19 protein-coding genes and 1 tRNA gene are annotated in these 19,739 nt (G+C 71.2%); 10 read left to right on the top strand and 10 right to left on the bottom strand.

All coding sequences use genetic code 11. From position 1 onward, the window contains the following. Positions 1–5 precede the first annotated feature (5 nt). The 3 genes from ADL25_RS01565 to ADL25_RS01555 form a co-directional block, all read right to left on the bottom strand. Positions 6–764 (bottom strand): SDR family oxidoreductase, encoded by a 759-nt coding sequence (locus ADL25_RS01565; RefSeq protein WP_059125727.1) that lies wholly within the window; start codon positions 762–764, stop codon positions 6–8. Between the two features lie 10 nt (positions 765–774). Then, positions 775–2,172, bottom strand: coding sequence for a GntP family permease (locus ADL25_RS01560; RefSeq protein WP_059125726.1), 1,398 nt, complete (start codon positions 2,170–2,172; stop codon positions 775–777). 120 nt (positions 2,173–2,292) lie between these two features. Then, a complete protein-coding gene (locus ADL25_RS01555) occupies positions 2,293–2,817 on the bottom strand; it encodes a gluconokinase (RefSeq protein WP_059125725.1) in 525 nt (174 codons plus the stop codon). A 127-nt stretch (positions 2,818–2,944) separates the two neighbouring features. Here ADL25_RS01555 and ADL25_RS01550 point away from each other — a divergent pair, with 127 nt between their 5' ends. Further along, positions 2,945–3,646 carry a FadR/GntR family transcriptional regulator gene (locus tag ADL25_RS01550; protein WP_059125724.1) on the top strand — a complete coding sequence of 234 codons (702 nt, stop codon included), beginning with the start codon at positions 2,945–2,947 and terminating at the stop codon, positions 3,644–3,646. A gap of 51 nt (positions 3,647–3,697) precedes the next feature. On the opposite strand, the gene ADL25_RS01545 is transcribed toward ADL25_RS01550, so the two are convergent. Continuing rightward, a complete protein-coding gene (locus tag ADL25_RS01545) occupies positions 3,698–4,072 on the bottom strand; it encodes a YchJ family protein (protein ID WP_059125860.1) in 375 nt (124 codons plus the stop codon). A gap of 142 nt (positions 4,073–4,214) precedes the next feature. Between ADL25_RS01545 and ADL25_RS01540 the strand changes: the two genes are divergently transcribed. Genes ADL25_RS01540 through ADL25_RS01530 form a run of 3 tightly spaced genes read left to right on the top strand, consistent with a single transcriptional unit; the run spans position 4,215 to position 7,033 of the window. Then, positions 4,215–4,526: a dsRBD fold-containing protein gene (locus tag ADL25_RS01540; protein WP_059125723.1), complete on the top strand. Its 312-nt coding sequence runs from the start codon at positions 4,215–4,217 to the stop codon at positions 4,524–4,526. A gap of 13 nt (positions 4,527–4,539) precedes the next feature. After that, complete coding sequence (locus ADL25_RS01535) at positions 4,540–5,850, top strand: phosphoribosyltransferase family protein (RefSeq protein WP_059125722.1); 1,311 nt, start codon at positions 4,540–4,542, stop codon at positions 5,848–5,850. A gap of 52 nt (positions 5,851–5,902) precedes the next feature. Further along, positions 5,903–7,033, top strand: coding sequence for a CapA family protein (locus ADL25_RS01530; RefSeq protein WP_059125721.1), 1,131 nt, complete (start codon positions 5,903–5,905; stop codon positions 7,031–7,033). A gap of 63 nt (positions 7,034–7,096) precedes the next feature. On the opposite strand, the gene polX is transcribed toward ADL25_RS01530, so the two are convergent. Further along, on the bottom strand, positions 7,097–8,824 hold the full coding sequence (polX, locus tag ADL25_RS01525; RefSeq protein WP_059125720.1) for a DNA polymerase/3'-5' exonuclease PolX: 1,728 nt from the start codon (positions 8,822–8,824) through the stop codon (positions 7,097–7,099). Positions 8,825–8,939: 115 nt separating this feature from the next. Then, a tRNA-Leu gene (locus ADL25_RS01520) sits at positions 8,940–9,024 on the bottom strand. Positions 9,025–9,210: 186 nt separating this feature from the next. Between ADL25_RS01520 and ADL25_RS01515 the strand changes: the two genes are divergently transcribed. The 3 genes from ADL25_RS01515 (at position 9,211) to ADL25_RS01505 (ending at position 11,855) form a co-directional block, all read left to right on the top strand. After that, a complete protein-coding gene (locus ADL25_RS01515; protein WP_059125719.1) occupies positions 9,211–10,536 on the top strand; it encodes a M20/M25/M40 family metallo-hydrolase in 1,326 nt (441 codons plus the stop codon). A gap of 187 nt (positions 10,537–10,723) precedes the next feature. Continuing rightward, the gene (gene chpH / locus ADL25_RS01510) at positions 10,724–10,957 is read left to right on the top strand and encodes a chaplin ChpH (protein ID WP_059125718.1); all 234 of its coding nucleotides are present in this window, start codon (positions 10,724–10,726) and stop codon (positions 10,955–10,957) included. 169 nt (positions 10,958–11,126) lie between these two features. Beyond that, positions 11,127–11,855, top strand: coding sequence for a chaplin (locus ADL25_RS01505; RefSeq protein WP_059125717.1), 729 nt, complete (start codon positions 11,127–11,129; stop codon positions 11,853–11,855). 232 nt (positions 11,856–12,087) lie between these two features. Here ADL25_RS01505 and ADL25_RS01500 read toward each other — a convergent pair whose 3' ends face one another. Next, entirely contained in the window at positions 12,088–12,276 is a 189-nt protein-coding gene (locus ADL25_RS01500) for a DUF5703 family protein (RefSeq protein WP_005485166.1), read from the bottom strand. A gap of 47 nt (positions 12,277–12,323) precedes the next feature. On the opposite strand from ADL25_RS01500, the gene ADL25_RS01495 reads away from it, so the two are divergent. Beyond that, entirely contained in the window at positions 12,324–13,025 is a 702-nt protein-coding gene (locus tag ADL25_RS01495) for a hypothetical protein (RefSeq protein ID WP_059125716.1), read from the top strand. A gap of 116 nt (positions 13,026–13,141) precedes the next feature. Here ADL25_RS01495 and ADL25_RS01490 read toward each other — a convergent pair whose 3' ends face one another. Then, complete coding sequence (locus tag ADL25_RS01490; protein ID WP_420711330.1) at positions 13,142–15,409, bottom strand: helix-hairpin-helix domain-containing protein; 2,268 nt, start codon at positions 15,407–15,409, stop codon at positions 13,142–13,144. After that, positions 15,340–16,323 (bottom strand): aldo/keto reductase, encoded by a 984-nt coding sequence (locus ADL25_RS01485; RefSeq protein ID WP_059125714.1) that lies wholly within the window; start codon positions 16,321–16,323, stop codon positions 15,340–15,342. The genes ADL25_RS01490 and ADL25_RS01485 overlap by 70 nt, the downstream gene beginning before the upstream one ends. Before the next feature lie 160 nt (positions 16,324–16,483). On the opposite strand from ADL25_RS01485, the gene ADL25_RS01480 reads away from it, so the two are divergent. Together ADL25_RS01480 and ADL25_RS01475 are read left to right on the top strand one after the other, a co-directional pair. After that, positions 16,484–17,539, top strand: a complete 1,056-nt coding sequence (locus tag ADL25_RS01480) for an LLM class F420-dependent oxidoreductase (protein ID WP_059125713.1) — start codon at positions 16,484–16,486, stop codon at positions 17,537–17,539. A 215-nt stretch (positions 17,540–17,754) separates the two neighbouring features. Beyond that, the gene (locus ADL25_RS01475; protein ID WP_059125712.1) at positions 17,755–18,543 is read left to right on the top strand and encodes a hypothetical protein; all 789 of its coding nucleotides are present in this window, start codon (positions 17,755–17,757) and stop codon (positions 18,541–18,543) included. A 40-nt stretch (positions 18,544–18,583) separates the two neighbouring features. Here ADL25_RS01475 and corA read toward each other — a convergent pair whose 3' ends face one another. Next, entirely contained in the window at positions 18,584–19,582 is a 999-nt protein-coding gene (gene corA, locus ADL25_RS01470; RefSeq protein ID WP_059125711.1) for a magnesium/cobalt transporter CorA, read from the bottom strand. Between the last annotated feature and the right edge of the window lie 157 nt (positions 19,583–19,739).

The raw sequence follows: 19,739 nt of genomic DNA, 5'->3' as shown, positions 1-19,739 counted from the left end.
CTCCTTCACAGCACGCTCGTCATACCGCCGTCGACGTACAGCACCTGTCCGCCGATGAAGTCCGCCGCCGAGGCGAGGAACAGCAACCCGCCCACCAGGTCCTCCGTACGCCCCCAGCGGCCGGCCGGGGTACGCCGACGCACCCAGGCGCTGAACTCCTCGTCCTCGACCAGCGGCCGGGTCAGCTCGGTCTCGATGTACCCGGGGACGAGTCCGTTGACCTGCACGCCGTGCGGTCCCCAGTCCGCGCACATGCCCTTGGTGAGCATCTTCAGCGCGCCCTTGGTCGCCGCGTACGGAGCGATGCCGGGGCGGACCACCTCGCTCTGCAACGAGCAGATGTTGATGATCTTGCCGTGGCCGCGTCGTGTCATCCGCCGGGCGGCTTCACGGCCGACCAGGAACGCGCTGGTGAGGTTGGTGTCCAGGATCCGGTGCCAGTCGGAGTCCTTGAACTCCAGCAGGGGCGCGCGCAGTTGCATGCCCGCGTTGTTGACCAGGATGTCGAGCGGGCCCACCCGCTCCTCGACGTCCGCGACACCGGCGGCCACCGAGGCGCCGTCGGTGACGTCGAACACGGCCGTGTGGACGTCACCGGGCAGTGCTGCCGCCGCCTCGTCGAGCCGTGCGGCGTCCCGTCCGTTCAGGACGACCGTGCAGCCCGCCTCGGCGAGGCCGCGGGCCAGGGCGAGCCCGATGCCGCGGCTGGAGCCGGTCACCAGCGCCGTACGGCCGCCGATGTCGAAGAGGGGGTGAGCCGTCATCGCCCTGCTCCTAGATCACCAGGGACAACAGCAGGACCAGACCGCCCGCGACCACCGAGATGATCGTCTCCATCACGGACCAGGTCTTGACCGTCTGTCCGACGCTCAGCCCGAAGTACTCCTTGACCAGCCAGAATCCGGCGTCGTTCACATGGCTGAAGAACAGCGAGCCGGCACCGATCGCCAGCACGAGCAGGGCCGCGTGGGTGGTCGACATGTCGGCCGCCAGCGGTGCGACCAGACCGGCTGCCGAGACGGTCGCGACGGTCGCCGAACCCGTCGCGAGCCGAATGGCCACCGCGATCAGCCAGGCCAGCAGCAGTGCCGGAATCGACCAGTCCTTGGATATGTCGAGGATCATCTGACCCACGCCGCAGTCGATCAGCGTCTGCTTGAAGCCGCCGCCGGCACCGACGATGAGCAGGATGCCCGCGATGGGCATGAGCCCCTTCTCGACGGTCCGCGAGATCCGCTCCTTGCTGAACCCGGCCGGGCGGCCCAGCGTGAAGATGCCGACGAGGACCGCGGCGAGCAGCGCGATCAGCGGGGATCCGATCACGTCGAAGACGCGCTGCACCGTCTTCGCCGGGTCGTCCACGACGATGTCGACCAGGGCCTTGGACAGCATCAGGACGACCGGCAGCAGCACGGTGGCGAGGGTGGGGCCGAAGCCGGGGCGCCGCTGGAGTTCCTCGGAGGGACGCGGCTGGATCATGCGGTCCGGGACCGGGACGTCCACCCACCGGGCGGCGACCTTCGAGAACAGCGGACCCGCGATGACCACCGTGGGGATGGCTACCAGAACGCCGAGCGCCAGCGTCACACCGAGGTTCGCCTTGACGGCGTCGATGGCGACCAGCGGGCCGGGGTGCGGGGGGATCAGGCCGTGCATCACGGACAGGCCCGCGAGCGCCGGGATGCCGATGCGCATCAGCGAGTAGTTGCCGCGCTTGGCCACCATCAGCACGACCGGGATCAGCAGCACGATGCCGACCTCGAAGAACAGCGGCAGACCGATCACCGAGGCGATCAGGACCATCGCCCAGGGCATCGCGCGGCCCTTGGCCCTGGCGAGGATCGTGTCGACGATCTGGTCCGCCCCGCCGGAGTCGGCGAGCAGCTTGCCGAGCGTCGCGCCCAGCGCGATCAAGACGCCCACACTGGCGACGGTCGAGCCGAGCCCGGTGGTGAAACTGGTGATCACCTTGTCGAGCGGGGCTCCGGCGGCTGCGCCGAGCGCGAGGGAGCCGATGGTCAGGGCCAGGAAGGCGTGGAGTTTGAACTTGGTGATGAGCAGCACGATGACGGCGATGCCCGCCAGTACCGCGATGCCCAGCTGAGCGTGGCCCGCCGATGTGATCGGCTCGACGGTGTCCGCTGCCAGCATCTCGACGCTGAGTCTGGTCACGGGGGGTCCCTTGGGTGAGGAGAGGAACTCTCGGTTTCGGGTGAGGGGGACCCTCGGCAGGGCGGCCCGGGGGAGAGGACCGCGGCAGGTGGGGCCGAGGGGTACTGCGGGGAGGAGGAGCTACTGCGCGGCGGAGGACCGCTCCCGGTCGCGCAGTGCGTCGACGGCACGGTCGGTGATCTCCTCGGGGCTGCCCGAGACGTCCACCGCCACTCCCGGCTCGTCCGGCTCCAGCGGCTGGAGCGTGGCGAACTGGGAGTCCAGCAGTGCTGTGGGCATGAAGTGCCCCTGCCGGTGCGCCATCCGGTCCTCGATGAGCGAGCGGTCGCCCGTGAGGTGCACGAAGACGATGCCGGGAGCCGCGGCCCGCAGCCGGTCGCGGTACGCCCGCTTCAGCGCCGAGCTGCTGACCACGCCGCCGAGCCCCGCCCGCTCGTGGGCCCAGGCACCGATGGCGTCCAGCCAGGGCCAGCGGTCCTCGTCCTCGAGCGGGACTCCGGCCGACATCTTGGCGATGTTGGCCGGGGGGTGGAAGTCGTCGCCCTCGGCGTACGGAACGCCGAGCCGGGAGGCGAGCAGGGGACCGATCGTGGTCTTGCCCGTGCCCGCGACACCCATGACCACGACGACGTGGGGGGTACTCATCGCTTCCTCGCTGTCTTCGTCGACTGCTGTCGACGTCACTGAAACCGATTAGGTACGACGAATTCAAGAGTCTGTGACATTTAAGTCTGACTTTTTCTTCCCGTGACCTGCCTCGTACTCTGAGTGCATGAGCACACCGGGCCGGGGGCTGCACGGCCGAGTACTGGACACCCTCGGGCCCGCGATCACCGCGGGTGAGTACCCGCCGGGCAGTGTTCTGCGCACCGACGAACTCGCCCAGCACTTCGAGGTGTCGCGTTCCGTGATGCGCGAGGCCGTCCGTGTCCTGGAGTCGATGCACCTGGTGGAGTCCCGGCGCCGGGTCGGCGTGACGGTCCGCCCGGAGTCCGAGTGGAACGTCTACGACCCCCAGGTCATCCGGTGGCGGCTGACCGGCGCCGACCGCCCCCGGCAGCTGCGATCGCTGACCGTGCTGCGCTCGGCGATCGAACCGGTCGCCGCGGGACTGGCCGCCCGGTACGCCACGGCCGAGCAGTGCGCCGAGCTCACCCGGTGCGCCCTGGGCATGGTCGCCACCTCACGCGGCCATCAGCTGGAGGGCTACCTGGTGCACGACGTGGCCTTCCACCGAGTGGTCCTCGAGGCGTCGGGCAACGAGATGTTCGCGCGCCTCGGCGACGTCGTCGCCGAGGTCCTGTCGGGCCGGACCCACCACGACGTCATGTTCGAGGACCCCGATCCGGCCGCGGTCACCCTCCACGTGCAGCTCGCCGAGGCCGTGCGGGAGGGCGACCCGGTGCGCGCTGAGCAACTGACCCGTGAGATCACGGTCGGCGCGCTCCACGAACTGGACATCCTCGCGCCGTAGCGGGAGCTCCGGTCCCGCGGCGGCCGTCCGCGCGGCCTCTCCACCGTGCCGTCAGTCGAGGAAATCCCCGTCGACATACACCCAGGCGCCGTCGAGCCGTTCGAACCGGCTGCGCTCCTGCAGGCTGCCGCCCCGGTAGGAGGCACGGAAGGTCACGGTGCCCGTGGTGTGGAAGGCGGACCCGGCGGTCGTCTCCAGGACCTCCAGACGCGTCCAGCGCGTCCCGGGGTCGAGGTCGAGGCGCTGGGGCCGGGTGCGCGGATGCCAGGTCCGCAGCAGATAGCCGGCGTCGCCCTTCACGAACGCGCTGTACCGCGACCGCATGAGCGCCTCGGCGGTCGGCGCGGCGCCGGCGCCGGCATGGAAACGGCCGCAGCACCCCTCGTACGGTCCGGGCAGCCCGCACGGGCAGGAACGCGTGGTCATGACCGCCATTCTGCCCGCTCCGGCGCGGCGGCCCGCGGGCACCATGCGGCACGCGGCCATCGGGGTCACAGTGGAAGAAAGCCGCTCACCCGGGTGCCCTGCTGCCTCGTACGGGTATGAGCAGGCGTGAGGAGGACGGAAGATGACTCGAGCCACAGGCAACCGGCCTCCGTCCGCCAAGGAGTGGAGGCTCAACCTGTACCTGTCCGAACGCGACCCCTCCACCAGGGCGCGGGTCGTCCTGGACACCGGTGTAAACGTCATGGAGAGCTGCGCCGAGGCCCACCGCAACCCGTACGACATGGCGGTGCCCGAGATCGGCGACGAACTCGCCGCCGGACGGGCGCTGATCTCGATGGGCCGGCAGTTGCTGCGCGCCGCCGCGGGGGACATCACGGCGGCCGGGGCCCCGGAGGAGCCCCCGCCCACTCCACTGTGGTCTCCCGAGGAGTGAGGAGGCGGTCATCGTGGTCTTCACGGATCGTCTCGACGCCGGGCGGCAGCTGGGCGAACGCCTCCGGCACCTCAGGGGGGAGGACGTCGTGGTGCTGGGGCTGCCCAGGGGAGGCGTGCCGGTCGCGGCGGAGGTCGCCCGCGTGCTCGACGGCCCGCTGGACGTGTGCCTGGTGCGGAAGCTCGGTGTGCCCTTCCAGCCGGAGCTGGGTATGGGAGCGATCGGTGAGGACGGCGTACGCGTGATCAACGACGCGGTGATCCGCGAGGCGCGCGTCACACCGTTCGAGCTGGCGCAGGTCGAGGAGCACGAACGCGAGGTGCTCGAGCGGCGCGGCCTGCGTTACCGGGGCGGACGCCCACCCGTCGGCGTCGAGGGACGGACCGCCGTGATCGTCGACGACGGCGTGGCCACCGGATCGACCGCCCGGGCCGCCTGCCGGATCGCCCGCGCCCGAAGAGCGGCGCGGATCGTGCTCGCGGTGCCCGTCGCACCGCAGGACTGGACCGCGCGACTCGGTGGGGAGGCCGACGAACTGGTCGCCCTGGACACGCCGGTGGACTTCTTCGCGGTCGGCCAGTTCTACATCGACTTCGCCCAGATCGGCGACGAGGAGGTGGCCGCCTGCCTGGAGCGGATGGCGGCCCGCCCCCGCGGTCTCGCGGCCGGGCCCACGGACCGGGAGGTCGAGGCGGCGGCCGGTACCGTCCGGCTTCGCGGCCGGATGACCGTGCCGGAGGGCGCGAACGGGATCGTGCTGTTCGCACACGGCAGCGGCAGCAGCCGGCACAGCCCGCGCAACCAGTTCGTCGCCACGGGGCTGAACCGGGCCGGGCTCGGCACACTGCTGTTCGACCTGCTCACCGAGGAGGAGGAGCGGGACCGGGCGAACGTGTTCGACACCGGCCTGCTGGCGGAACGGCTGACCGCCACCACCGACTGGCTGCGCGGACAGCCGGAGGCCGAGGGACTCGCCCTCGGGTACTTCGGCGCCAGCACCGGCGCGGCCGCCGCCCTGTGGGCCGCCGCCGAGCCGCGCTCGGGCATCGCGGCCGTCGTCTCCCGCGGCGGCAGGCCCGACCTCGCGGGGCCGCGGCTTCCCGCCGTCGGCGCACCCACGCTGCTCATCGTCGGCAGCGCCGATCTGACAGTGCTCGACCTCAACCGGCAGGCGCAGGCCCGGCTGCGCTGCGAGAACCACCTCGCGATCGTGCCCGGCGCCACGCACCTGTTCGAGGAGCCCGGCGCTCTGGAGGCGGTGACCGAGCTGGCCCGCGACTGGTTCACCGACCACATGGCTCCCGCCCACGCCGGGCGTCCCTGAGCGACGAAGCCGGTCGCTCGCACCATGCCCCCGGCCGACTTAGCTTGGGAGGGTGCCCGGTGACGCCGTCACCGTGTTCCTCGGCGGTGACGTGATGCTCGGCCGGGGCGTCGACCAGATCCTTCCGCACCCTGGAGATCCGGCGCTGCGGGAGTCATACGTGCGCGACGCCCGGGCCTATGTCGGCCTGGCCGAGGAGGCGAACGGGCTGATTCCCCGGCCGGTCCCCTTCCGATGGCCCTGGGGCGTGGCGCTGCCCGAACTGGACGCGGCCGCCCCCGACGTGCGGGTGATCAACCTGGAGACCTCCGTCACCCGGGACGGGGACTTCGCGCCCGGCAAGGGCGTCCACTACCGGATGAGTCCGGGCAACCTGCCGTGCCTGGCCGCCGTACGTCCGGACGTCTGCGCCCTCGCCAACAACCATGTCCTCGACTTCGGCCGGCGTGGACTCGAGGAGACGCTCGACTGTCTGGCGGGAGCGGCACTGCGGACCGCGGGGGCGGGCCGGGACGCCGTCGCGGCGGGGCGCCCGGCGGTCGTTCCCCTGGCGACGGGCGGCCGGTTGCTGGTGTTCTCCCTGGGGACGGCGTCCAGCGGGATCCCGGACGACTGGGCCGCCACCGAGGACCGCTCCGGCGTCGCCTTCGTCGAGGGGCCCTCGGCGGGGGCCGCGGCCGCGTTCGCCGGCCGCCTGCGGCAGTCGAAGCGCCCGGGCGACATCGCGGTGGTCTCCGTGCACTGGGGCGCCAACTGGGGCTACGGCGTGGACCGCGCCGAGATCGCCTTCGCCCATGCGCTCGTCGACGCGGGCGTCGACATCGTGCACGGGCACTCCTCGCACCATCCGCGTCCGCTGGAGGCGTACCGGGGCCGGCTCGTCCTGTACGGCTGCGGCGACCTGGTCGACGACTACGAGGGCATCGGCGGCCACGAGGGCTACCGCGACGACCTGCGACTGCTGTACCTGGTGTCGGTGGCGCGGGACTCGGGCCGGCTCACCGGAGTGCGCATGGTGCCCCTCCAGGCGCGCAGGATGCGGCTGGAGCACGCCACACCCGAGGACACGCGGTGGCTGTGCGACGTACTCGACCGGCACGGACGGGAGTTCGGCTCCCGCGTCGACGCCGGGCCCGACGGCACGCTCACGCTCCGCCCGCTGCGCGCGACGTGGCTCGTGTGAGCCGTGACGGCCGCAGTGCCTGTGTCCCGGACCGGCGTCCTGCCGCGGCGGACCCCGGGCCGTTCACGCGGACACGCCCTTGCGCAGGAACCTGCGCAGGCTGCGCAGCGGCCAGGTGTTGATCACATCGTCGGGGGTGAGTCCGCCGCGTTGCGCGGTACCGATGCCGTAGCGCAGGTGGGCGAGGTGGAGAACGGAGTGGGCGTCGGTGTTCACGGCGAACTTCGCGCCGTGCTCCTTGGCCCGCAGGATGTCCTCGTCGCACAGGTCGAGCCGGTCGGGCTGGGCGTTGACCTCCAGCGCGGTCCCGGTGCGGGCGCAGGCCGCGAACACCTCGTCCCAATCGGCGTCGACTCCCTTCCGTTTGCCGATCAGCCGGGTGGTCGGGTGGCCGAGGATGTTGACATGGGGGTTCTCGCAGGCCCGTACGAGCCGCGCGGTCATCTCCCGGCGGCCCAGATCGAAGTGCGAGTGCACGGAGGCGACGCAGAGGTCGAAGCCGGCGAGGAAGTCCTCCGGCCAGTCCACGTCGCCGTCGGGGCCGATGTTGAGCTCGGTACCGTGCAGCAGCCGCATCCTGTGCCGGGAGCCGTCCAACGCCCGTACCCGCTCGCGCTGAGCGAGGATCTTCGCGTCGGTCATGCGCTGCATGTACAGGTTGGGTGCGTGGTCCGTGACCGCGTAGTACGCGTAGCCGCGTTCGGCTGCGGCCGTCACCATCTCCTCCAGCGGCGCAAGACCGTCGGTGAGGTCGGTGTGGGTGTGCAGATCACCGCGGACGCTGCGTTCGGTCACGACGTCCGGCAACTCCCCGCGCAGCGCGGCCTCGATCTCCCCCCGGTCCTCCCGCAGCGTGGGCGGTATCCAGGGCAGTCCGAGCCTGGCGTACACCTCCTCCTCGGACCGGGAGGCGAGCGACTCCCCGCTGTCCACGTCGAACAGGCCGTACTCCGAGAGCTTCAGCCCCTGACGGACGGCGAGGGTGCGGGTGCGGATGTTGTGGGCCCTGGACCCGGTGAAGTACTGAAGTCCGGCGCCCCACGAGTCGGGTGGCAGGACCCGCAGATCCACCTGGACGCCCCTGGTGGTGCGGACGGACGTCTTCTTCCTGCCGTGCGCGATCACCTCCGCGGTGGACGGGAGCGCGGTGAGCGCGTCCATGAACGGCCCCGACTGCTGCGCGGCGACCAGGACGTCGATGTCGCCGACGGTCTCCTTCATCCGGCGCAGGGACCCGGCGTAGGCGCAGCGCCTGCAGCCGCTTCCTGCCGAGAGTTCGGCGACGATCTCCTCGGCGGTCTGGAGCGCGAGGTGCAACGGGATGCGCCCGCCCGCCTGTTGCATCAGTGCGATGCCGTGCCGGATGTTCTCCTGCGTCTTCTCGCCGAAGCCCTTGAGATCGTGCAGTACGTCCGCCTCGATGGCCGCGGCCAGTTCGCTCACCGACGAGATGTGCAGGTCCTCGTAGAGCCTCATCGCCTTCTTCGGGCCCAGGGTGGGGATGGTGATGAGCTCCCGTACGCCGGCGGGGATCTTCGCCCGGCGCTCCTCGACCGCCGAGACCCTGCCGGTGCGCAGGTACTCCAGCACCTTCTCGGCGATCGACCTGCCCACGTTCGGTATGTCCCGCAGCCCGTCGGCGTCCAGACGCGAGACGTCGGCGGGATGGCCGCCGATCGCGCGTGCGGCCTTCTCGTAGGCGCGCACCTTGAACGCGTCGCCTCCCGTGATCGCGACGAGGTCCGCGTACTCCTGGAGGAGCGCTTCGACCTCTTCGTTGGTCCGGGCCACACTTCCGAGTCTAGGAAGGGGCGTGCTCGACGGGCCAGCGGAGACGGCGTCCACCAGCGGCGGGAAAACGCACATGGTGCCGACCGGAATCGGTCGGCACCATGAGTGCTGAGAGTGTCCGAGGGGGGACTTGAACCCCCACGCCCGATAAAGGGCACTAGCACCTCAAGCTAGCGCGTCTGCCATTCCGCCACCCGGACAAGGTGTCTGTCGTGCGGGCTTCCCCCGCGACGACGAAGGAAACATTACCAGGCTTTCGGGGGCGTTCGATCACACCCTGTTCCGGCGTGAACGCCGCGTGACGGAGTCGGCCCGGTCTTGGGGCGGGGCGGGGGTCGGAGAGAGGATGTGGGGTACCACCAGCAGTGACACCGGGAGGAAGCAGCGTGACCGACAAGGACACGGCCAGGAGCGTCACCGGCGAGGACGAGGTCGTGGACCTCTGCCGCGAGCTGATCCGGATCGACACCAGCAACTACGGCGACCACTCGGGACCAGGCGAGCGCGGGGCCGCCGAGTACGTCGCCGAGAAGCTTGCGGAAGTCGGGCTCGAACCGCAGATCTTCGAGTCCCACCAGGGGCGTGCCTCCACGGTCGCCCGCATCGAGGGCGAGGATCCCTCGCGCCCCGCCCTGCTGATCCACGGCCACACCGACGTCGTACCGGCCAACGCCGACGACTGGACGCACCACCCGTTCTCCGGCGAGATCGCCGACGGGTGCGTGTGGGGCCGGGGCGCGGTCGACATGAAGGACATGGACGCCATGACGCTGGCGGTCGTCCGCGACCGGCTGCGCAGCGGACGCAGGCCCCCGCGGGACATCGTCCTCGCGTTCCTCGCGGACGAGGAGGCGGGCGGGACCTACGGCGCCCGGTATCTCGTGGACAAGCACCCCCATCTCTTCGAGGGCGTGACCGAGGCGATCAGCGAGGTGGGCGGGTTCTCGTTCACCGTGAACGAGCAGCGGCGGCTCTATCTGATCCAGACGGCCGAGAAGGGCATGCACTGGATGAAGCTGACCGTGGCCGGCACGGCGGGGCACGGATCCATGATCCACCGGGACAACGCGATCACCGAGCTCTCCGAGGCGGTCGCGCGGCTCGGGCGGCACGAGTTCCCGGTGCGGGTCACCAAGACCACCCGGGCCTTCCTCGACGAACTCGGCGACGCGCTCGGCATCGAGCTCGAAGCGGACGACATGGAGGCGACCCTCGCCAGGCTCGGAGGCATCGCCAAGCTCATCGGCGCGACCCTGCGCAACACGGCCAACCCCACGCAGCTGGGCGCCGGATACAAGGTCAACGTCATCCCGGGCGAGGCCACCGCCCATGTCGACGGCCGATTCCTGCCCGGGTTCGAGGAGGAGTTCCTCGCGGACCTCGACACCATCCTCGGGCCCACGGTCAGGCGTGAGGACCTGCACTCCGACAAGGCCGTCGAGACGACCTTCGACGGGGCGCTCGTCGAGGCGATGCAGTCGGCCCTGCTCGCCGAGGACCCCGCCGCGAAGGCCATCCCGTACATGCTCTCCGGCGGGACGGACGCCAAGTCCTTCGACGACCTCGGCATCCGCGGCTTCGGGTTCGCGCCGCTGAAGCTGCCGCCGGAACTCGACTTCGCGGGCATGTTCCACGGTGTCGACGAGCGGGTCCCGGTGGACGCGCTCAAGTTCGGCGTGCGGGTCCTCGACCGATTCCTCGACTCCGCCTGATGCCCGGCCGACTCCCTGGGTTCCGTCCTGGTTTGCACGCCGAAACGAGGCCGCAGTATTCGCCAGCACGTACGGAGATCGACCAGGACGAGTGAATGCGACCATAAGCTCGTAGCTCCATTACTCCCTCCTCGTTACAGGTGATGTGGTCCGAGGCTTGGATCGCTTTTGCCAACAAGGAGGAAGAATGATCAAGAAGGTCGTCGCTGCTGCGGCTGCCACCGGTGGTCTGGTTCTCGCGGGTGCGGGTCTGGCCGTCGCCGATTCGGGTGCCCAGGGTGCCGCCTTGAACTCCCCGGGTGTCGTGTCCGGCAATGTCGTCCAGGTCCCGGTGCACGTCCCGGTGAACGTCTGCGGCAACACGATCTCGGTGATCGGGCTGCTGAACCCCGCCTTCGGCAACACGTGCATCAACAACTGACGTTGTGCCCCATCCCATGAGGGGCCTCACCCCGTGAGGGGCTGAGTGAGTCGGCCCCGGAGTGTGTGCCATGCGCTCCGGGGCCCGACCGGTTGCCCTCGCGGCCGCGCCTTCGGCGCGCGTCCGCGTTCCAGAAGGTCCACGCAAGGTCGAAGACAGGGAATCAGCAATGCGACAGGTGACCCGTAAGGGCCTGATGACGGTGGCGGCGGCGACCGGCGTTCTCGCCGTCACAGGCGGCTATGCGCACGCGGACTCGGGTGCGCACGGCTCGGCCACCAACTCGCCCGGCGTGCTGTCGGGCAACTCGGTGCAAGTACCCGTACACATCCCGGTGAACGTCTGCGGCAACACCGTGAACGTGATCGGGCTGCTCAACCCGGCGGCGGGCAACATGTGCGCCAACGCGGGCGGCAGCCGAACCGGCGGCTCCCATGCGAGCGGGCGCACCAGCGGCTCGCCCGGCGTCGGCTCCGGCAACCATGTGCAGGTCCCGGTGGACATCCCGGTGAACGCCTGCGGCAACAGTGTGAACGTGGTCGGTGTCGGCAACCCGGCCACCGGCAACCACTGCGGCAACATCCCGGGCGGCGGTCACTCCACCAACCCGCCCGGCGGCGGTGGCGGCACGACGCCTCCCGGTGGTGGCGGTGGCGGGACCACGCCTCCCGGCGGTGGCGGTACGACGCCTCCCGGTGGTGGCGGCAGTGTCACGCCTCCCGGTGGCGGTGGGTCGACCCAGGTCAACCAGCCCGGTACGCAGTCCCTCACCCCCACCGGCGGCTCGCAGCTCGCCGAGACCGGTAGCGACCTCCCGGTCGGCGTCATGGTGCCGGCGAGTGCGGCGGCGCTGCTCGGTGGCGTGCTGCTCTACCGCCGGGCGCGCACGAGCAGGTGAGCCGTTGGCCCGCCGCCATGTCCACCGCGCGACGCGTCGCCCTTCGGGGCCGGCCTCGCGCGGTGGCGGACGCGGGGCCCGTCGGCTGATCAACACCCTCGGTGAGCGCAGCCGGGTGCACATAGCACCAAACCGGACAATATGGACCGCGGTGCCACATCCTTCCCCGGTGGCCTGTGAAACGGATCGGGCCCCGCTCTGGCGGGGCCCGATCCGTTTCTGCCGCCTTCGCTCACCACGTGGCGCGCACCTGGCGGATGATCCTCCGGCGCAGCCGCACCCTGCGGCTGCCGTCACGCAGCAGGCTCAGGCGGTCCAACTCCCAGTGTCCGTACTCGGCATGATCCGTGAGAAGGCGTGTGGCGTCCTTGCGGGACACCCCGCGCGGTACGTACACGTCGACAAATTCGTATTCCGGCATCGCATCTATTGTGCGGGCTGGGGCCCGGTACGGATAGCGTCTGCTCTATGTCTGATGCTGCGCAGCCCACAGCTGCCGAGGTACGCGCCGCCGTAGAGGCGGTCAAGACCGCGCTCGACCGCCACCTGGCGGCGATCGAGCGCAGGACGGGTGACGACGACCCGGCCGTCTACGAGGCGTTCAACGAGCTGGCCGCGGCGGCCGAGGAGTACGACGAACTGTTGTACGACCGGTATGACGAGGTCACACCCTTCGAGATCCCCGGTGTGGAGGACGCGCTGCCTCCGTATACCGGCCCCGAGGAACCGAACGCGCTCAGTGTGCTGATCCGCCGCGACTACGCCGTGGCGGAGCCCGAGCGGCTGCTGGCGCAGGCACGGCGTGTGGAGGCCGCGGACGAGGAGGGTGTGCGGGGATCGTCGGCCGGCACCGTCCACGGCGCGGTGGGTGTCCTCTTCGGAGAGTTCGAACCCGACGAGATCGCCTCCCGGCACAAGGAGTTCGGGCTGGAGGAGGGCGACTCCACGCTGTGGGTGACGGCCGCGGACGAACCCGCGGAACCGGGTGACTGGCTGGAGGCGCCCTTCGAGCAGGTCGATCCGCAGCGTGTGGTCTGCCGTTTCGATGTGAGCACGGTCTTCGACGACGAACCGGACGACGAACCGGACGACGACCTCGAGGACGACTTCGGGCCCGTATCGGAGCTTGAGGACGACGAGGACCTGGAACCGCTGGAGGTCGACCGCTAGCCCGCGCGGGCCGGGCGGGGCGTTTCCGGGCACCGCGCCGCGCGGCCGGGGAGGTGCCCGGCGGCACCTCCCCTTACCGCATCAAGACCTCGCAGGCAGGGAGCCGGGCGCTCGGATCAGCCCGTCGTCGGGAGCTGGCCCCGCAGCAGCAGGGGCAGGCGGGTGGTCCGTGGCTTGGCCGGGGTCTCGGCCACGGCGCGCGGCAGCGCCTGCTCCACTCCATGGACGACGGACAGATGGCGGTCCGCCCTGCCGAAGGCCGTGTACACCCAGGGTCTGCTCAGCGCCTGGGCGGCATCACCGGGCAGCACCACGACCACCGCGGGCCACCGCTGCCCCACCGCCTGGTGCGCGGTGAGCGCCCAGCCGTGCCGCACGGTCTGGTCCACCCGCTCCTTCGGCACGACGACGGGCTCGCCCGAGCACTCCAGGTGCAGCCCCTCCGCGTCCGCTGTGACCACATGCCCCTGGACAGTACGGCCCGGGGCGGGGGAGTAGGCGATCCGATCGCCGGCGTCGAAGCCCCCGAAACGGCCGGGGCCCGGGTTGAGCCGCTCCTTGAGCGCCGCGTTCAGGACACGGGTCCCCGCCGCTCCGCCATGGCCGGGCGTGATGACCTGTGTCTCCTGAGAGGGGATCCCGATCGCGCGCGGCACGGAGTCCACGACCAGCTGAACGGTCCGGTGCACCGCCTCCCCGGCGTCCCGCACCGGCACGATCACGACCTCCTTGCCGGGCGCCTCGACCTGCGGGAGCTCACCGATGCCGACCGAGGAGACGAGCTCCCCGATCGGGCCGGGGTCGGGGGTCCTCGAGGCGATCTGCGGGCACGCACGGGCGGTGAGCAGATCGGCGAAGACCCGCCCGGGCCCGGCCGACCACAGCACTCCCGGGTCACCGCTCAGCACCAGGCGTACGCCGTCCGGCAGCGACTCGGTGAGCAGGGCGGCCGACTCGACGTCCAGCTGAGGGGCGTCAAGCACGACGAGCAGGTCGAGGCCCAGCGCACCGTCCGCGTCCCGCCCCGGGCCCTCGGCGCCGGACAGGAGCCCCGCGACCGTGGTGAGCGCCGGGTGCGTCGTGGCGGTGTCGGGCAGGCCGAGCCGGTCCCGCAGCGCGGCGAACGTGTCGCGCCCCGCAGGGCTGTGCGTGGCCGCCCAGGCGCGCACTCCGAGGTCGCGCGCCGCGTACAGCAGCGTGGCCGGCTCGATGCGCGAGGCCTCCCCGCCGGTGTGGAGCACAAGGCCATGGCCCGCGACCGCGCGGATCAGCTCCCCTGCGGCGCCGGTCGCCGAGCGGGCCGCCCGCTCCCAGGCGTCGGCCGAACCGTTCTCCTTCGGCACGGAGTTGATCAACCGGGCCAGTCCGTCGGCGAGGCTCTCCTCCGCGAGCGCGTACCTCTCCAGGCCGATCAGGACCCGGACCGGGCGCTCCTCGGCCTCCTCCACGCCCTCCCCGGCCGCCCCCTCGACCGGTGCGGTGCCCGGCCCGGTCGTCTCCAGGGCGTCCTGGAAGACCAGGACCTCGCCCTCCGCGATGCTGCTCTGCACGGCCGCGTCCGGGTCCGGCACCGAGCACCGGTCGAGCGCGGCCTCGAGAGCCGGGACCTCCAGTGCGGTGTGTCCGGCGAGGGCGGCCTGCTCCAGCAGCCAGAGTGTCATCGCGCGGGCCCGTCGGTCGTCGTCCTGACGGCACTCGGCGCCGAGCAGGGCCCGGGCGAAGCCGTCGGCCTGCTCCGGCCTGACCCCCGCGACACGCAGCAACTGCCAGGGATCCGCTTGCAGGCGCGCGTCCGCAGTCTCGCCGAGGACCGCGGCGACCTGGGGCGCGAGCGTGTCGGGCGCTCCTGCCCCGGTCAGCAGGGCACGCACGGCCGCGACGAGTTCTGTGCCCGGGGCGGTGGGCGACTGCGGAGGTGCGACGGGCCGTGCGGGCCGCTCGGGCTCGGGGGCGGCACGGCGCGGAGCGGGGGCCGGCTCCCGGAACGCGCTCGAGACCGGCTTCTCACCGCTCTCCACAGCCCTTACCGCCGCCAGCAGGTCGGCTGCCTTCCCGCTGAGCTTCGTGCCGGCCTCGACCGGCCCCTGCTTCTGGGCCTTCCGCTGCTCGATCCGCTCCCGCTCGATGCGCTGGGCGGCCAGCTCGGCCTCCGCCTCGGACCGCTCGGGCGCGGCGGCGCCCTCGCCGGTGGGCGCCGCGACCGCACCGTCCCGGTCCTCGCCCCCAGGAGCCGTCTCCGCCTCGGTCCGGCCCGTGTCCTGCCCGGTCCCGTCCTCCGGCTGGGGGGACGTCTCCCTGGTCTCCGGGTCCGTGGTCACAGCGTGCTCCAGTCGTGATCGGGATAGCGGTGCACCGGGGCCGACACGTCGTCCAGCGCCCGGCAGATCTCGTCAGGAAGACTAAGTGCCTCCACTGACAGTGCCGCCGAGAGCTGCTGTGCGTTGCGCGCGCCGACGATCGGTGCGATCACGCCCGGCCGGTCGCGGACCCATGCCAGCGCCACCTGGAGCGGCGTGGCGGACAGCCCGTCGGCGGCCGTCTGCACCGCGTCCACGATGCTGCTCGCCGTGTCGTCGAGGTAGGGCTCCACGAACGGGGCCATGTGCTCGGAGGCCCCGCGCGAGTCGGCCGGCGTCGACTGCCGGTACTTGCCGGTCAGCACGCCGCGGCCGAGCGGGGAGGACGGCAGCAGCCCGACCCCCAGGTCCAGTGCGGCGGGCAGCACCTCGCGCTCCACGCCGCGCTGCAGCAGCGAGTACTCCATCTGCGTGCTGGCGAGGCGGGTCCGTATGCCAGGGGCGGCGAGCTGCCATGTCGCCGCCTTGGCGAGCTGCCAGCCGCAGAAGTTGGACACACCCGCGTATCTGGCCCGGCCGCTGGCCACGGCGAGGTCGAGCGCGTGCAGGGTCTCCTCCATCGGGGTGGAGGGGTCGAAGGCATGGATGTGCCACACGTCGACGTAGTCCGTGCCGAGACGCGCGAGCGAGGCGTCCAGCGCGGCGAGCAGATGGCCGCGCGAGCCGTCGAACCGGCGGTCGGGGTCGGGCACGCTCCCCGCCTTCGTCGAGATGACCAGGTCCCGGCGCGGCACGAGGCCGTCCATCAGCTGCCCGAGCAGATACTCGGCCTCCCCGTCCCCGTACACGTCGGCCGTGTCGACGAGGGTTCCCCCCGCCTCCCAGAACACCTTCAACTGCTCCGCGGCGTCGTGCTCGTCCGTGTCACGCCCCCACGTCAGGGTGCCGAGTCCGATCCGGGACACGCGAAGGCCGGTACGGCCGAGATGCCTCTGCTCCATGAACGCCGAGATTACGGCCTGAGCTCGGGTCGTGGGGGGCCTGTGGACAACCGAGTTGCCGTGCCGCGCGGCGAGGGATGCGTCGCTCTCCCTACCGTGGAGGACACCGCGCTATGGTCTGCCCACAACGGACGTTACTGATCGGTAAGGGGAATCGGCCATGCAGCTCGGGATCAACCTCGGCTACTGGGGTGCCGGAATGGACGGCGACAATCTCGCCGTGGCCCAGGAGGCCGACCGGCTCGGCTATGCGGTGTGCTGGGCCGCCGAGGCCTACGGCTCCGACGCGGCCACCGTGCTCACCTGGGTCGCCGCCCAGACCGAGCGCATCGACGTCGGCTCGGCCATCTTCCAGATCCCGGCCCGCCAGCCCGCGATGACCGCGATGACCGCCGCCACTCTCGACTCGCTCTCCGGTGGCCGCTTCCGCCTCGGTCTCGGGGTCTCGGGGCCCCAGGTCTCCGAGGGCTGGTACGGCGTCAAGTTCGACAAGCCGCTGTCCCGCACCCGCGAGTACGTGGAGATCGTGCGGAAGGCGATGACGCGCGAGCGGCTGTCGTACGAGGGCGAGCACTGGACCCTCCCGCTGCCCGGGGGTCCCGGCAAGCCGATCAAGCTCACCGTGTACCCCCAGCGCGAGCACATCCCCCTCTACATCGCCGCGATCGGCCCCAAGAACCTGGAGCAGACCGGCGAGATCGCCGACGGGGCGCTGCTCATCTTCCCCTCGGCGGACCACCTCGAGGAGACGGCGATCAGTTACCTGCGCGCGGGGCGCGAGAAGGCGGGCAGGACCCTCGAGGGCTTCGACGTCTGCCCCACGCTCCCCCTCGCGGTGGGCGACGACAAGGACGTGACGGCCCTGGCCGACACCTTCCGCCCGTACACCGCTCTGTACGTCGGCGGCATGGGCAGCCGCAAGCAGAACTTCTACAACCAGCTCGCCCGGCGCATGGGCTACGAGCAGGCGGCCGCCGACATCCAGGACAAGTACCTGTCGGGGGACAAGCAGGGCGCCGCGGCCGCCGTACCGCACGAGCTGATCGACCGGACCACCTTGCTGGGCTCGGTGGACCGCATCGCCGACCGGATGAAGGCCTACGCCGAAGTCGGCGTCACCACCCTCACCCTGGCTCCCGCGGGCTTCACCCTCGACGAGCGGATCGCCTCTCTGCGTGCCGGGTCCGAGGCCCTGGAGCGGGCCGGACTCGGCTGACGGGGGCGAATGGTCTCCACGGCCGTGGTGGGGGCTCGGGGGTCCACCCCGCCACGGCCGTCACGGGGAACAACGCTCCGGGCCCCGAGCGGTTACGGCATCGACAGGACCGGGACGCTCCTCCGTTCGGCGCAGCCGCCCCGCACAGCTGTTGCACCACCTCCACGACGGCATTTGACTCTCTCTTTGCGGAGTCCTGCAGAGAGGTGCCCACCATGCTTTCGGCGAAGAGTCTGTTCGAGGAGATCGTCGACAACGACGAATCCTTCCGCCTGTTCTGCTCGATCGCGGCCAGCGGGGAGTCGCAGGGCGGCTGGGAGAACGGCCGGATCGCCGCACTCGTGCCGGAGAGCGAGCGGGCGCTCGTTCCCCGGATCGTGCGTCACGGCGCGGACGAGGACAAGCACGGACGCATCTTCAACGCGCTGATGAGGAAGCGCGGCCTGGACCCCGTTCCCGTACCGCCCGAGACCGACTACACGATGCTCCTCGAGAAGCGGGGCATCGGTGTCGCGCACGAGAAGCTCAAGGCCGACCGCCCGCTGTCGGTGCAGGACGTCATCACCTATCTGGCACACAGCAGGGTCACCGAACAGCGCGCCGCGGAACAGATGGCGATGCTGCGCACGTTTTTCACGGACCATCCCGAGATCGGCCGGGCCGTACGCATGATCTCCCAGGACGAGGACAACCACCTGGCGTACTCCAACGAGGAACTGCTGCGCTTCGCGGCCGCCGGGCACAGCCGGTTCATCCGGCGGACGCTGCGCGCGTGCGCGTTCGCGGAGATCCGCGTCCACCGGGACGTCAGTCTCGCCGTCATGGCCCACATGGGGCACATCCTCTGCTGGCCCGCGGCCAGGTCGGCGATGCTCGCGGCGGGGATCCGCGCCGTGTACCTCTACGAGCGCATCGCCGGATGGCGGCGGATGGTGACCCTGAGGATGCCGGAGCGGCGCGACGCGCTCGGCGGTCCCGCCACACAGGCGCACGAGTTCGCCTGAGCCGCCCGTCGCCGCCCGTGAGGCACGGAAGGGGACGGCCTCACAGCCAGCCGCGCCGCTTGAACGTCCGGTAGAGCATCACTTCGACGGCCGCCATCGCCAGGATCAGCGCCGGGTACGACCAGAGCCAGTGCAACTCGGGCATGTGGTCGAAGTTCATTCCGTAGATTCCCGCGATCATCGTGGGGACCGCGGCCATCGCCGCCCACGCCGAGATCTTCCGCACATCGTCGTTCTGCCGCACGCTCGCCTGCGCGAGATGCGCCGAGAGGATGTCGGACACCAGCCGGTCCAGGGCCTCCACGGACTCGTTCACCCGGGCCAGGTGATCGGAGACGTCGCGGAAGAAGGGCCGTGACTTCTCCTGTACGAAGGGCACCGTCGTCCCGTACGTCCCCTGGCCCGCAAGCCGGGACAGGGGCGGGGCCATCGGGACCGTGGCCCGCCGGAACTCGAGGATCTGCCGCTTGAAGGTGTAGATCCGCGAGGCCGTGTGGTGGGAGCCGCCACCGGAGGGTGAGAAGACCTCCGTCTCCAGCTCCTCCAGGTCGGTCTGCAGCTCGGTCGCCACGTCCAGGTAGTGGTCGACGATCGAGTCCGCGATCGAGTAGAACACCCCCGTGGGGCCGTGCCGCAGCATCTCCGGCTGCTCCTCGAGATGGCGCCGGAGGCGGGCGAGCGGCATGTGCTCGCCATGGCGCACGGTCACCACGAAGGAGTCGCCGAGGAAGAGCATCAGCTCGCCGGTGGAGACGGTGTCGCTGCGCGGCTCGTAGGAAACCGGCTTGAGCACCACGAACAGCGAGTCGTCGTACACCTCCAGCTTGGGGCGCTGGTGCGCCTTCAGTGCGTCCTCGACCGCCAGCGGATGCAGCCCGAACTCCTGGGTGACCAGGTCGAACTCGTTCTCCGTCGGCTCGTGCAGGCCGATCCACAAGAACGTGTCGGATGCGGTACGCGCCTCGCTCAGGGCGTCGGAGAGGTCCTCGGGGCTCTCTGTGCGGCGCCCGTCCCGGTAGATGGCGCAGTCGATGATCACGGAGCGTATTCTCCTGTCGGCCGGGCACCGGCGCATGCCGAGGACTCTTCGATGGCTTCTGCCGCCAGGCGCCGTCGCCGGCCCGGCAAACCCCATCGGGCCCGCCTCCCCTCGGCCGCCGCCGCTCCCACCACCGGCCCGGCTTTCGGAGGCGTCC

Origin of the sequence: Streptomyces sp. NRRL F-5122, assembly GCF_001507435.1 — a bacterium.
Classification (GTDB): Bacteria; Actinomycetota; Actinomycetes; order Streptomycetales; family Streptomycetaceae; genus Streptomyces; species Streptomyces lannensis.
This window is presented reverse-complemented; position numbering and strand designations above follow the sequence as displayed.